The sequence below is a fragment of the Marinicauda sp. Alg238-R41 genome (assembly GCF_947331485.1).
Taxonomy (GTDB): domain Bacteria; phylum Pseudomonadota; class Alphaproteobacteria; order Caulobacterales; family Maricaulaceae; genus Marinicauda; species Marinicauda pacifica.
Genome location: NZ_CAMZOJ010000001.1, coordinates 50502 through 63551 on the forward strand (window position 1 = coordinate 50502; position 13050 = coordinate 63551).

The following is a 13050-nucleotide window of genomic DNA, read 5'->3' on the forward strand; positions in this document are numbered from 1 at the left end:
GGGAGGAAATGAATTCATGATGATTCGAACCGGTGCCGGCGCGTTGGCGCTTCTGATGGCTGGCGCAGCGGGCGCCGAGGCTCAGCTCGATGAGCTGCGCGTCGGCCTGGTCGCGCACGATGTCGTGGATCACGCCGAGGACGGGCCACAAGTCTCGGTCGAGGCGCTGTTCAGCAGCCCCGATTTCCTCGCTCGGGTCTGGTCGCCGCGCCCCTATCTCTATGGCTCGTTCAGCACGCAGGGATATACCAATCTCGTCGCCGCCGGTCTGGCCTGGGACGGGCATCTGACCGACCGCCTGCGCATCGAGGGCTCGCTGGGCATCTCCTACAATGACGGCGTGAGCGACGTGGTCGATCTGCCGCCGGGCGACCCGGACCGCATCCGCATTGCCGAAACCCGCGCCCTGCTCGGATCCGACTGGCTGTTCCGGAGCCAGATCGGCGCCGACTACATGATGACCGAACGCTGGGCGGTCGGGGCCTATTACGAGCATTTCTCCCACGGCCAGATTCTGGGCAATGGACGCAACCAGGCGCTCGACGAGTTCGGCGTGCGGCTCGGCTACCATTTCGGCGGTTAGGCCGGCGCGCTAGTCGAAGCCGGTCAGCGTCTCGATGACCGGGCCGGTCGCATCGGCGTCCGGTTCGGTCCCGTTGGGATCGTCGCCGCGCGGGACATAGGTTGCGGCAAACCAGTCCTGCCAGCTATCGCTCCCGGGATCGTATTGCTGGAAATGCTGGACCACGCGGCCGGTCTCCAGCGGGGTCCACTTGCCGCGAAAATCGGCTGTCGTCTCCGTCTCGCCGCCGAAATAGCTTATCTCTCCGCGAAGGATCATCTCCCCGCGCGCGTTCAACCCGCCCGAATAGGCGATATGGGTATTGGCGCTGACCCAGATCTGGCGCCAGTGGCCGCTTTCCGGATCGACGAAATTCATCGATGTGCCGTCGCCACCACCTGCCGACTCCCACTCCTCCACGATGAGGCAGTCGCCAGAGCGGAGCGAAACATCGTTGCGGCCGGCAAACCGGCCTTCGCGGTCATAGACATTCCATTCGCCCACCCAGAAGCCGAACTCGCTGTGACGCTCCGATTGCGCGCAGCCGGGCGGCGCGCTCTGAGAGACGGCAGCCGGGAGGCCGGAAGAGACCGTGCAAACGAGCACGCCGGCCATGATCAGTACACGCATCTGGAGCCCTCCTGGTTTTCGATTGATTACATAATGCGCCGGACGGGCGGCAAATCCAAGCGCAAACAGGGGCGCGCCGCGCCTGACGCTTGCCCGCAGCGCGGGCGCGCTATAAGCCGTTGTCCCGCACTTCAATCGAAGAAACGCGGAGTTTTTCCATGGCCAATGTGGTGGTTGTCGGCGCCCAGTGGGGCGACGAGGGCAAGGGCAAGATCGTCGACTGGCTCAGCCTTCGCGCCGATGCGGTCGCGCGCTTTCAGGGCGGGCATAATGCCGGTCACACCCTGGTCGTGGACGGGGTCGTCTACAAGCTGTCCCTGATGCCGTCCGGCATCGTGCGCGGCAAGCTGTCGGTGCTCGGCAACGGCGTCGTGGTCGATCCCTGGGCCTTCATCGACGAGGTCGAGCGCGTGCGCGCCCAGGGCGTGGACGTCACCCCCGATCTTGTGAAGATCGCCGAGACCTGCGCGCTGATCCTGCCCGTTCACCGCGACCTGGATGCCGCGCGCGAGAACCGCGATGACGGCATGAAGATCGGCACGACACGGCGCGGCATCGGGCCGGCTTACGAAGACAAGGTCGGACGCCGCGCGATCCGTCTGATCGATCTGGCCGACGAGGACGGGCTGCGCGCGCGCGTCACCGATCTGCTTCACCATCACAACACGCTGCGCAAGGGCCAGGGCCTGGAGCCCTACAAGGCCGACGAGCTGGTCGCCGCGCTGCTGGAGATCGCTCCGAAAATCCTGCCCTACGCGGCACCGGTCTGGCGCGAGCTGGACGAGGCGATGAACCGGGGCGAGAAAATCCTGTTCGAAGGTGCGCAGGGCGCCATGCTCGACGTCGATCACGGTACCTATCCCTTCGTGACGAGTTCCAACACCGTCTCGGGCCAGGCCGCCGCGGGCACCGGTGTCGGTCCGAGCAAGACCGGATATGCGCTCGGTATCGTCAAGGCCTACACCACGCGCGTGGGCGAAGGCCCCTTCCCGACCGAACTGACCGACGAGACCGGCCAGCGGCTCGGCGAGCGCGGGCGCGAGTTCGGTACCGTCACGAGCCGCCAGCGCCGCTGCGGCTGGTTCGACGCGGTTCTGGTGCGCCAGAGCGCGCGTCTGAACGGGCTGCACGGCGTGGCGCTGACCAAGCTCGATGTCCTCGACGGCTTCGACGAGCTGAAGGTTTGCACGGGCTACAAGCTGGATGGCGAGATCCTGGACCGTATGCCGGCCTCGACCCGCGATCAGGCCCGGATCGAGCCGGTTTACGAGACGATGGAGGGCTGGGGCGAGAGCACGTTCGGCGCAAGAAGCTGGGCTGACCTCCCTGCCGCGGCGGTCAAATATGTGCGCCGCGTCGAGGAGCTGATCGGCTGCCCGGTCGCCATGCTGTCCACCTCGCCCGAACGCGAGGACGTCATCCTGATGGCGGACCCGTTCAAGGCCTGATCGCGGCACCGGCCTGATTGCACTCTCACGCCGACCTCTCTAGCCTCCCGGGAAATTCAATCCGGGGAGAGATGAATGCGTGAACTGTGCGTGATTTCGCTGGCGGCTCTGGCCGCTGGATGTGCGTCGATGCAGCCGGACACCGCCATGGCGGGTTCTGCCGGCAGTCAGGCCGGAAGCCGGGCCGAGGCGTCCGGCGCCGACAACCTGCCGGTCAGCGACCGCGCGCTGCACGACCGCGTCTTCACGCTCGACACCCATGTCGACATCAACGAGGGCTATGCGACCTACCGGCTCGATCCGGGCGGCTTTACCCGCGCCCAGGTCGACCTGCCCAAGATGCGGGCCGGCGGGCTCGATGCCGCCTTCTTCATCGTCTATGTCGGCCAGGGCACGATCAGCCCGATCGGCTATGAAGAAGCCGCGCGTATCGCCGACGAGAAATATGAGGCGATCATGCGCATGGTGCGGGCCTATCCCGACCAGATCGCGCTCGCCACGACCGCCGACGAGGTCGAGGCCATCCACGCCTCCGGCCGGCGCGTTGCGCTGATCGGCATGGAGAATTCCTGGCCGCTGGGAGAAGATCTGTCCAATGTCGAGATGTGGGCTGATCGCGGCGTGCGCTACATGTCGGTCACCCATTTCGGCAACAACCAGTTTGGGGGCAGCTCCAATCCCAATCTCGCCGCCGGCGATCCGCCCGAAGATCCCGGCCTGACCGAGCTTGGCCGCGGCCTGATCCGTGAACTCAACGATCACGGCGTGATGGTGGACATCTCCCACGTGGGCAAGCGCACCATGCTGGAGTCGATCGAGCTGTCGCGCGCGCCGGTTATCGCCAGCCATTCCGGCGTCCGCGTGCTGTTCGATCATCCGCGCAATCTCGACGACGAGCAGTTGCGCGCCATCCGCGACAATGGCGGCGTCGCCCAGATGGTGGCCTTCCGCGGCTATGTCGGCGAGATCGACCCCGCGCTGCGCGCCGCCGAGCAGGCGCTGGCCGTGGAGATGGGTCTCGATACGCCCGAAGGGCGCGAGGCGGCCGCTCAGGAGGTCTTCGACACCTATCGCGACCGGCTGGCCGAGCTGCGCGCGTCATCGGGCAATGACGTCACGATCTCGGACTTCGTCGACCATATCGACCACGCGGTCGAGATCGCGGGAATCGACCATGTCGGCATCGCGTCCGATTTCGACGGCGGCGGCGGTCTGGGCGGGTTTGACGACGCGACACAGACCCCTGCAGTAACCGCCGAACTGATCGCGCGCGGCTATTCTGAAGAGGACATCGCGAAGATCTGGGGCGGCAACGTGCTGCGCGTCATGCGCGCGGTCGAAGCGGCCGCCGCGCGCTAGGCCCTCTACTCTGCAGGCACGCCGGCGCGCGCGCCTGTGCGGGCATGCCCGGCAAAGCCGGTGCTGAAAACTGCGCTCAGGCGCGGCTTCAGCGCCAGCGCCGGCAGCTCGACATAGCGCCGCAGCAACCAGCCTGCACCCAGCGCGCCGGTCAGCATCGCCACAAACAAGACATGCGGTGCGATGTCCGGCATGGCGTTCAGCACGACCTGGCCGATGGGCCAGTGCAGGATGTAAATGCCGTAGGAGACATCCTCCACCTCGCGCACGGCTGCGCCCGCGCGTCCGGGCAGGCGAACGAAGCCGAGCCATAGCAGAACGTAGGCGACGGCGACCTGGCCGGAGACCATGGCCAGCGGCGTGCCGGAAAGCAGGACGGCCAGCCCGGTCAGGGCAAGCGCCGGGACTGCGCCCAGCGGCAGACGGTCGCGCAGCGCAAAGGCCGACGCCCCGATCAGAAAGCCTCCGCCGAAGCGCGCAGCTGCATAAAGCGTGTCGTCCAGCGGGCCGGTATAGGGCGCGATGGCCTCGATCACCGACCAGGCCACGACCAGCGCAGTCAGGCCCAGCACGCCGGCCTTCCTGCGCCACACGCCGACAGCCGCCAGCCCGCCGGCGGCGAGATAGCAGGCCAGCTCGTACCGGATCGTCCAGAGCGGCCCGTTCATGTACGTCATGGCATGAGTGTCGAAGACGCCCGGCAAGGTGGCCTGCGGCGAAATCTGCCCGATCACCGCCAGCGGGAACCACCAGGTCTGGGCCTGTTGCAGATAGGCGCCGAGGCCCAGCCGGGTCTCCATCGGTCCGACGATGAGCCACAGCACCAGGACCGTGACGATGAGGCCGGGAAAGATGCGAAGGATGCGCGCAGCGGCAAAGCCGGAGAGCGACGCGCCGCGGAACAGGCTTGCGGTCAGCATGTAGCCCGACAGGATGAAGAAGCCGTCGAGCGCGTACTGGACCGCGCCATCGATCCCGGCGAACCAGGCCCCGGCCTGGTCGACCCCGAAGGGCAGCATCAAGGCGTGGCCGTACACGATGAAGACCGCGAGCGCGATGCGCAGGGCGGTGAAATTGTTGGACCGGTCTTCGATCCGGCCATGCGGGCCTGACAGCAGGGAGGCGGCGCGAAACGGGACGCTCATGGGCGATATCCTTCAGATACGCCCGATACCTCGCAAGATTTGCGCCGGTGCGCCTAGAAGCGCGCCACAACGATGTCCTGAAAGTCCGTCCCTGCGCCGCCGCGCCAGCTTCCGGGCCGGATATCCACGCTCCGGGCACCGGCCTCGCCGAGCGTTTCGCTGAAGACCTCCGGGTCCAGCCCGACCGCCACCGACGGCGCGCCGGCCTCCTCGACGCGCGATCCCTCGAACACATGTTCGAAGCGGAAGGCGGCACGTCCCTGGCCGAGCGCGTCGCGTGCCCCGGCATCGAGCACGAAGGCGGTGGCATACAGCCGCCCGCCCGGCGCGGTCACGCGCGCGGTCTCTTTCAGGTAATGCACCACCTCGCGCCGCATCATGTGGGTGTAGACGCTCGTCGAGATCGACAAATCCATGCTGTCATCTTCGTAGGGGAAGCGATACTCGGCCGGCGAGAGCGTCCCCCTCGGATTGTAGAAGCTGTTGGCGATATCGGCATGGTCGAAGCGAAAGGACGCGGCATGCCGGCGCGCCCAGCGCCGGCACCAGCGAATGCCGAACGGCACGATATCGAAGCCGGAATAGGCGATCGCCTCGCCATGGCGGCGATGCAGGGCGAGCGCGTTGCGTCCGATCGCGCAGCCAATGTCCAGCACCCGGTCGCCGGGCCTCAGTCCGGCCTCGCGCTCGATCAGGGCCACCGTGTTGTCACCGACCTGCCGGTAATCGCCGCCGCCCGCGAAATTGATCAGGTCCGGCGGCCCGTCCGGCGCATCGAAGAGCGGGGTATACCGGATCGCGGCGTCGCACAGATCGGCGACGAGCGTGTATTTGAGCCGTCGCAGCATCGTGTCGTCTCGTCCCCCGTCGCCCGTGCGCGCCCGCAGCCTGTATATCGGCGCGCCGGCACAAGGCAAAGCCGGAGCGGCACGTCGGTGAGAAGCCGAGTGCGCGCCCGAATATCGAATGACGGGACGAGCGATAAGTACTACTAAGAAAAGTAGGGTTAATCACCGGGAGGCTTTCATGACCGAGATCACGGCACTGCTCGCTCGTCTTGTCGGAATCTACTTTCTCGTCGCCGGACTGGGGATCGTGGTGCGGCGAAAGACGATCAGCGAGTTCATCGCGCGCTACCGCACCGATCCGGTCCTCAGCTTCATGGGCGGGGTGATGGCGCTCTGGTTCGGCCTCGTCATCCTCGCCCTGCACTGGCAGTGGGGCCATGTCCTGGCGGTCACGATCAGCGTGATCGGTCTGCTGGCCGTGCTCAAGGGTGTGGCGCTCATCCTGCTGGGAAACCGGCTGCTGGTCCTGGCCCGTCCGTTCGACGAGAATTTGCATGTGGCGGGGATCTGGGGCCTGGTCGTCGCGCTCGTCGGCGCGGGCCTGACCTGGGCCGGCTTCGCCGCATAGGCGAACGCGCATGCCGTGTTTTCAGGGGGTAGAAACAAGTGAACCCCCGGGCGTGTGCCGGGACACAGCACACACCCGAGGGTTCTGCACGCGAGACGGACGTGGCGGAGGCCTTGCGGGGGGAGGGTACGGGTACCGCGACGTCCGAAAAGCTGTCTCACGTGTCGAAAGCGAAACGCGGCCCGTTCACCCCGGTTCCTGAAAAAATACACGCAAGGGATGTTTTTTCCGGGCGGCCTGAAACCGGCGGGCTGCAACCGTATCGCCGTGGCCCGAACACCGGGCTTGTCAGCCGGGGCGCACTCGCACATGCTGGCTACGACTTCCAGGGGGTGTCCCGGTGCGAACCGGGGCTGAGACCTTACCCTTTGAACCGGATCCAGATCATGCTGGCGTCGGGATGGAAATGTGACAGGCCGGGCCGCGACTGCCGCTCACCCCCGTGCCGCCTGCGCTTCTCCTCTCCGGCGATCCAGCGCCATGCCCCGCGTCAGGAGAGCGCCATGAACAAGCCATCCAGCCAATCCGAATTCGCGACGCCGAAGGTCACCACCGGCCCGCTCGCCGGATCGAAGCGCGTCTATTCCTCGCCCGAGGCTGCGCCCCATCTCAAAGTCCCCCATCGCGAGGTCGAGCTTCATCCCACGGCGATGGAGCCCGCGGTGCGCGTCTATGACTGCTCCGGCCCCTATACCGACACCGCCCAGACCATCGACGTGGAGGCCGGCCTACCGCGCATCCGCACCGATTGGGTCACCGCCCGCGGCGGCGTCGAGACCTATGAAGGCCGCCCGCCCTCACCGCTCGATAATGGCGGGGCGCGCGGCAAGCATCTTGCCCGCGCCTTCCCGGTGCGCCACCAGCCCCTGCGCGCGACCGGCTCCGGCCCCCTCACCCAGATGGACTTTGCGCGCGCGGGCATCGTCACCGACGAGATGATCTACGCCGCCGAGCGGGAAAATCTCGGCCGCGCCCGCGCCCTGCCCGGCGCCGCCGAGCGCCATGGCGACGGCGAAAGCTTCGGCGCGGAGATCCCCGAATTCGTCACACCCGAATTCGTGCGCGACGAGATCGCCCGCGGCCGCGCCGTGCTGCCGGCCAACATCAACCATGGCGAGCTGGAACCCATGGTGATCGGGCGCAACTTCCTGGTGAAGATCAACGCCAATATCGGCAATTCCGCCGTCGCCTCCTCGGTCGAGGAAGAGGTCGACAAGATGGTCTGGTCGATCCGCTGGGGCGCGGACACGGTGATGGATCTGTCCACCGGCAAGAACATCCACAACACGCGCGAATGGATCATCCGCAATGCGCCGGTCCCCATCGGCACCGTGCCGATCTACCAGGCGCTGGAAAAGGTCGGCGGCGTCGCCGAGGACCTGACCTTCGACATCTTCGCCGACACCCTGATCGAGCAGGCCGAGCAGGGCGTGGACTATTTCACCATCCATGCCGGGGTGCGCCTGCCCTATGTGCCGATGACCGCCGACCGGGTGACCGGCATCGTGTCGCGGGGCGGGTCCATCATGGCGAAATGGTGCCTGGCCCACCACAAGGAGAGCTTCCTCTACGAGCGCTTTGCCGAGATCTGCGAGATCATGCGCGCCTATGACGTCACCTTCTCACTCGGCGACGGCCTGCGCCCCGGCTCGATCGCGGACGCCAATGACCGCGCCCAGTTTGCCGAGCTGGAAACCCTGGGCGAGCTCACGAAGGTGGCGTGGGAGCGCGGCTGCCAGGTCATGATCGAAGGCCCGGGCCACGTGCCCATGCACAAGATCAAGGCCAACATGGACAAGCAGCTGAAAACCTGCGGCGAGGCGCCCTTCTACACACTCGGCCCGCTCACCACCGACATCGCGCCGGGCTACGACCACATCACCTCGGGCATCGGCGCGGCCATGATCGGCTGGTACGGCACGGCCATGCTCTGCTACGTCACACCGAAGGAGCATCTGGGCCTGCCCGACCGCGACGACGTGAAGACCGGCGTCATCACCTACAAGATCGCCGCCCACGCCGCCGACCTCGCCAAGGGCCACCCGGCGGCAAAACTGCGCGACGATGCCCTGTCGCGCGCCCGGTTCGAGTTCCGCTGGGAAGACCAGTTCAACCTCTCCCTCGACCCCGACACCGCCCGCGATTTCCACGACCAGACCCTGCCGAAAGACGCCCACAAGGTGGCGCACTTCTGCTCCATGTGCGGGCCCAAATTCTGCTCGATGAAGATCACCCAGGAAATCCGCGACGAGTTCGGCAGTGCGCGAAGCCCGAATACGAGCGCGGAGCTGGAGGAAGCCGAAGAGGGGATGGAGCAGAAGGCGGAGGAGTTCAAGGCGATGGGGGGGGAGATCTATCTCGACAAGAAGGGGTAGGCGCTTGCTGGCCACCGACGTGAGACCTAAGGTCTCATCATCGACCCTTCACAGGTGAAATGAATGTTCAAGCTCTCTCAAATTGAACTGGAAAAGGGAAAAGCTGCCGTCGAGTCACACGGTATCGCGGGGTTCCTTCCTGAACCGCCAGAGTGGCAAATCATCAAGGATGAATGGCCAGACGTTTGTAGCCACATTATGGATATCGACCTTGATGTTTATAACCCTTACGAAGTCCCGACTACCTATGTAAGAAAAAATGATCGGTTTATCCGCGCGCTTGAAGCACTTCATCCACAGGATGTCTTAATTTATACTTCGTTAGTAATGATCATGCGGGAGTCGATTGAAAAGTCTCGGCTTCCGCAGAGCGTGGCAAAATCATTTTCTTACCGAACATCGGGAGCAGGGCCGAATTACCTGTATAAAACCAGCGGCCAGTACCAAAAATATCGAGATCGAACTGAGAAGCGCCTTCACCTATCAAAGACGAAATTCGTCACTACATTTGATATCGCCCAGTTTTTCCCGCACGTTTACCAACACCGGCTGGAGAATGCTTTACAATCCGCCGCAGAGGTTCAGAGGGAAGAAGATACGGCTCGAGTTCTTTCCAAGTTTATCGGTAAAATTGCGTCTGGAAAAAGCTACGGAATCCCCACCGGACCTTACGCATCACGAAATCTTGCCGAGGCACTCTTGGTCGACGTAGACGCTGCCCTACACCAGAACGAGGTGGATTTCGTTCGGTGGATGGATGATTTTACGATATTTACCAAGACGAGGGAGAATGCATTTGAGGTAATATCTTTTCTTTCACGATGGTTGCACGAACATCACGGCTTGATAGTCAATCAAGAGAAGACTCAGATTTTTCGAAAGGCCTCTTTTGTTGCCGAGATTTGGAAGACATACGATGATGAACATCAACACTTCCGTGATCTTGTTCAGAAGATGAAGGCCGTTGATTACGACGATGCCGATATAGAAGTGGCGGAGGAAGAAACTTCCGATATCGAGGAGGCGGAACTATCAGAGGTTTTTGATCTAGCGCTCGAAATATCTTACGAGCCCAAATACGGACTTATAAAATACATTCTAGATTCAGTCGTCTTCCGAACAGATGTTTCTACCCCCACGAGAGAGGCTATCATCAAGAAGGCAATGGAGAGCTACTCGCGACTTGAGCCTGTTTTTGACTCCATCGCGAAGGCCATTGCCCGGGAGGAGAAAATTAGTGATGAAGATGTAAAGAAATTCTGCAAAAAGGTCTGTGGGGATATATCCAGTCGGAAGCTATTTGTTTCCGGACATTTCGAGGCATGGCTCTACTGGCTTATTGGTGAGCGCAAGTGCGTCTCACTAAAAACACAAGCCGTAAGCCGGTTGGCGCGACAGACAGATCCAGTTGTTAAGCGCGAGATACTCATCGCGCTAGCCAAGATCGGTGAGCGTGCCGATGTTCTTCCACTGAAGACGCAGTTTTCTGCAATGGCCCAGATCGAGCGCACGGCGGCAATTTGCGCCACATCAAAACTTGGTAAGGACGAACGGAAATTTTGGAGACAGTCCGCTAATATTTCTGACCGGTACGAGAAATGGGCCTTTAAATTATCGCTATAGAATAATTAGCCCCTCTTGTCCTTCGACGTCGCCTCGCCGCTTACCTCCGGTGCTAGTTTGACAAACCCTTCGGTGCTAAATTCGAGTAGATTGAGAAGCCCGAATATCAACGCGACCATTATCGGCTTAAAAGACGGCATGCCAACGTTTGCCCCTGCCAGCGGAATGCGAAAGCGTCATCAACCTCGAACCAGGTTCCGTCGTTACCGGCACCGTGGTTTGCACCCATGCAGGAGCACTGGCAGTCGAAGCCACTCGCATTCATGCAGGCTGGAGCGCATTTTTCCATCTCATTGTAAGGCTGAATAATGTATACGCTGCCGTACCGCTCAAGGCATCGTTCTACTAATTTATTGAACCAACCTTTGGGTAAGATCCAGTATTTTTCAGAGCGATGCCATGCAGGGGCGGATCGACCCGCTTGCTGAATCCACCTCCTGTTATCTTCGGCAAAGGGAAGACGAACTCTAAGCTTCTCTCCTTTTCCTGTTTGCCTGTGGATCACCGGAACCTCTCTCTGATTCCAGATTCGGCCAATCCGCGTGTCATCTTTCTCCATTGCTCGCCTCGCCATGCCTACACTTCCCCAAGTAAGCGAGCGTTCAAGAGCGCGCAACGATCAGTAGAAAATTTCGGCCTGGAGAACCGGGGACACACACCCATTTCCGCCCGCCAGCCCGACGCAAACACCCGCCCAAAAAACTCAGCCCTACAAGCCTGTCATCCCGGAAGCCGCGTCGCGGTTATCCGGGATCTCGTGAGGGAGGCGGGCTCGCACCCGGTAGCGCCGCGAGGCCCCGGATCGCCTGCGGCGTCCGGGGTGACAGGGAGCTTTTGCGCTCAAGCGGTGGGTGGAAGTCTCCCTCCCCTCTTTCCCAGCGCAAGCTGGGACCCAGGGAACGCAAGGCGCCCGCCCTCCCCGCATCCTGACTTTCGTCAGGAAAGAGGGTCTTGGGTGTCGGGAGAAGGCCGTCATTCAACCCTTCAGAATCGGCGGCAGACGCCAAATTGTGCGGGCCTGTCTCTTCCCGCTCAAACCTCTCCCGCTCTCCATGTGCCTCCGGGACAAGACCGGGGCTGACAGAGTAGGGCGGACGGGCCGATCCGCGCACGCCCGCCCGGCGTGAACCCCCTGCCGAATGCCGCGTCATTTCAGGCGCCTACCGACCCGGTTTTTCCTCGACCCCCGTCCGGTGGCGGGCTAAAGCTCAGGTCTTGAGGGGATGAGGGGATATCATCATGAGTGTATTCGTGCGGGTCGCTGTGGCGGCCGTGCTGGCGCCGGCGGCTTCCGTCGCGGCGCTGCTGGGCGCCGATCTTTTGCCGGGCGCGGACGCGGCCGGGGCAGGAACCGGAGCCGGGCTTGCGGCCCAGGACGAGGACGTCGCCGAAGACAGGCAACAGGCCGCGGCGGTCGGGCCGAGCCGGTATGACCGCTTCAGCCCGCCGCCCGCGGACAATCTGGCGGCCGCAGCCAATGCGGCCTGCGGCTTCGCGCCCTCGCTGAGCGCGGGCGGCACACGGATCGAGATCGCGGGCACGCCTTCGCACTCGCTGTCTATCCTTCGCGCCGAGGACGGCGAAGACGGCGCGGATGGTGTGTTTCGCAGCTTCACCGCCCGGGCGGACGCGGTGCACGCCTTCGCCCGGTTTGGGGAGCTCTATCTGCAGACCGGCCACACCGACCGCGACGGGTTTGCCGGCCGGGTCTGGACCCTGGACGAGGCGGGCGAGCCGACGTTCAGCGGCCCCCTGCTGGAGCGGGGGCGCGTCGCGCTGGCGTGCGAGGACGCGCAGGCGGCGGCCGATCTGATCCACGGCGAACTGGCGCGGCCGGGTCACACCGCCGATCCGGTGCGCGCCGGGGTGCGCGCCTTCGAGATCGGGGACGGGGTCGAGGACTGGGTCTATCCGCGCGTGGACGCCTTCGTCGACGCCTGCACGCCCGAGGCGGTGCTGGCCGGACTGCCGGCGGGCGCGTCCTTCGTGCTGACGGCGGAGTATGACGCACAGGCCCGCTTCGGCGAGTCGATCGTACACGCCATGTCCGGTGAAAGCCTGGCCGGGTCCGCCGAGCCGATGATCTATGTCGTGCTGGCCGAGATCGACGACGCGGCCGGGTTTGCCGGAATCCGCAAGCTGCACATCCCGCTGAGCTGGTCGGACCTGCCCCACGGCGAGGGCGCGGTCTCGCTGGTCTTCCGCTACGAGGCGATCGAAGTGCGCGGATGGACGATCGAGCCCGACGGCGCGCGCGGCCATGGCGAGAGCGCCGGCGGCGTCGAAAGCGTGAGCATCCCGTGCGCTGACCCGCAGGCCGGGGCCGACGCGCTCGGGGCGTTTCGCGACGAGGCATCCAGATAAGCGCCGCGCTCCACCGGGAATGGCGAGATAATTCCAATGCTCGCTCCCAGCGGGAGCGGGGAAAGAGCGAGAGAGAGTAGGCCGTCCTCTCCTGGGTCCTGACTTTCGTCAGGAAAGAGGGAGATCGG

The 13050-nt window shown here is 63.9% G+C and carries 10 protein-coding genes and 1 riboswitch; of the genes, 7 read left to right on the plus strand and 3 right to left on the minus strand.

What is annotated here, in order from left to right; all coding sequences use genetic code 11:
* Nucleotides 1–16: 16 nt before the first annotated feature.
* Nucleotides 17–583: an acyloxyacyl hydrolase gene (locus PGP17_RS00245; RefSeq protein ID WP_270373669.1), complete on the plus strand. Its 567-nt coding sequence runs from the start codon at nucleotides 17–19 to the stop codon at nucleotides 581–583.
* A gap of 9 nt (nucleotides 584–592) precedes the next feature.
* On the opposite strand, the gene PGP17_RS00250 is transcribed toward PGP17_RS00245, so the two are convergent.
* Nucleotides 593–1192, minus strand: a complete 600-nt coding sequence (locus tag PGP17_RS00250; protein ID WP_270373670.1) for a hypothetical protein — start codon at nucleotides 1190–1192, stop codon at nucleotides 593–595.
* A gap of 158 nt (nucleotides 1193–1350) precedes the next feature.
* Here PGP17_RS00250 and PGP17_RS00255 point away from each other — a divergent pair, with 158 nt between their 5' ends.
* Together PGP17_RS00255 and PGP17_RS00260 are read left to right on the plus strand one after the other, a co-directional pair.
* A complete protein-coding gene (locus tag PGP17_RS00255) occupies nucleotides 1351–2640 on the plus strand; it encodes an adenylosuccinate synthase (RefSeq protein ID WP_135944671.1) in 1290 nt (429 codons plus the stop codon).
* Nucleotides 2641–2715: 75 nt separating this feature from the next.
* Nucleotides 2716–3999: a dipeptidase gene (locus PGP17_RS00260; RefSeq protein WP_270373671.1), complete on the plus strand. Its 1284-nt coding sequence runs from the start codon at nucleotides 2716–2718 to the stop codon at nucleotides 3997–3999.
* 5 nt (nucleotides 4000–4004) lie between these two features.
* Here PGP17_RS00260 and PGP17_RS00265 read toward each other — a convergent pair whose 3' ends face one another.
* Complete coding sequence (locus tag PGP17_RS00265) at nucleotides 4005–5144, minus strand: acyltransferase family protein (RefSeq protein WP_270373672.1); 1140 nt, start codon at nucleotides 5142–5144, stop codon at nucleotides 4005–4007.
* Nucleotides 5145–5197: 53 nt separating this feature from the next.
* A complete protein-coding gene (locus tag PGP17_RS00270; RefSeq protein WP_270373673.1) occupies nucleotides 5198–5992 on the minus strand; it encodes a class I SAM-dependent methyltransferase in 795 nt (264 codons plus the stop codon).
* Nucleotides 5993–6170: 178 nt separating this feature from the next.
* On the opposite strand from PGP17_RS00270, the gene PGP17_RS00275 reads away from it, so the two are divergent.
* The 4 genes from PGP17_RS00275 to PGP17_RS00290 all read left to right on the plus strand — a co-directional run bounded on the left by PGP17_RS00275 (nucleotide 6171) and on the right by PGP17_RS00290 (nucleotide 12922).
* Complete coding sequence (locus PGP17_RS00275) at nucleotides 6171–6560, plus strand: hypothetical protein (RefSeq protein ID WP_135944677.1); 390 nt, start codon at nucleotides 6171–6173, stop codon at nucleotides 6558–6560.
* A 318-nt stretch (nucleotides 6561–6878) separates the two neighbouring features.
* Nucleotides 6879–6978: riboswitch (TPP riboswitch) on the plus strand.
* Between the two features lie 85 nt (nucleotides 6979–7063).
* Nucleotides 7064–8935: a phosphomethylpyrimidine synthase ThiC gene (gene thiC, locus PGP17_RS00280; RefSeq protein ID WP_270373674.1), complete on the plus strand. Its 1872-nt coding sequence runs from the start codon at nucleotides 7064–7066 to the stop codon at nucleotides 8933–8935.
* A gap of 63 nt (nucleotides 8936–8998) precedes the next feature.
* Complete coding sequence (locus PGP17_RS00285) at nucleotides 8999–10558, plus strand: RNA-directed DNA polymerase (RefSeq protein ID WP_270373675.1); 1560 nt, start codon at nucleotides 8999–9001, stop codon at nucleotides 10556–10558.
* A gap of 1239 nt (nucleotides 10559–11797) precedes the next feature.
* On the plus strand, nucleotides 11798–12922 hold the full coding sequence (locus PGP17_RS00290) for a hypothetical protein (protein ID WP_270373676.1): 1125 nt from the start codon (nucleotides 11798–11800) through the stop codon (nucleotides 12920–12922).
* Nucleotides 12923–13050 lie beyond the last annotated feature (128 nt).

Coding starts and splice junctions, on each gene's coding strand:
- PGP17_RS00245 (WP_270373669.1), top strand. CDS start 17: ATGATGATTCGAACCGGTGCCGGCGCGTTGGCGCTTCTGATGGCTGGC.
- PGP17_RS00285 (WP_270373675.1), top strand. CDS start 8,999: ATGTTCAAGCTCTCTCAAATTGAACTGGAAAAGGGAAAAGCTGCCGTC.
- PGP17_RS00275 (WP_135944677.1), top strand. CDS start 6,171: ATGACCGAGATCACGGCACTGCTCGCTCGTCTTGTCGGAATCTACTTT.
- thiC (WP_270373674.1), top strand. CDS start 7,064: ATGAACAAGCCATCCAGCCAATCCGAATTCGCGACGCCGAAGGTCACC.
- PGP17_RS00260 (WP_270373671.1), top strand. CDS start 2,716: ATGCGTGAACTGTGCGTGATTTCGCTGGCGGCTCTGGCCGCTGGATGT.
- PGP17_RS00290 (WP_270373676.1), top strand. CDS start 11,798: ATGAGTGTATTCGTGCGGGTCGCTGTGGCGGCCGTGCTGGCGCCGGCG.
- PGP17_RS00270 (WP_270373673.1), bottom strand. CDS start 5,992: ATGCTGCGACGGCTCAAATACACGCTCGTCGCCGATCTGTGCGACGCC.
- PGP17_RS00250 (WP_270373670.1), bottom strand. CDS start 1,192: ATGCGTGTACTGATCATGGCCGGCGTGCTCGTTTGCACGGTCTCTTCC.
- PGP17_RS00255 (WP_135944671.1), top strand. CDS start 1,351: ATGGCCAATGTGGTGGTTGTCGGCGCCCAGTGGGGCGACGAGGGCAAG.
- PGP17_RS00265 (WP_270373672.1), bottom strand. CDS start 5,144: ATGAGCGTCCCGTTTCGCGCCGCCTCCCTGCTGTCAGGCCCGCATGGC.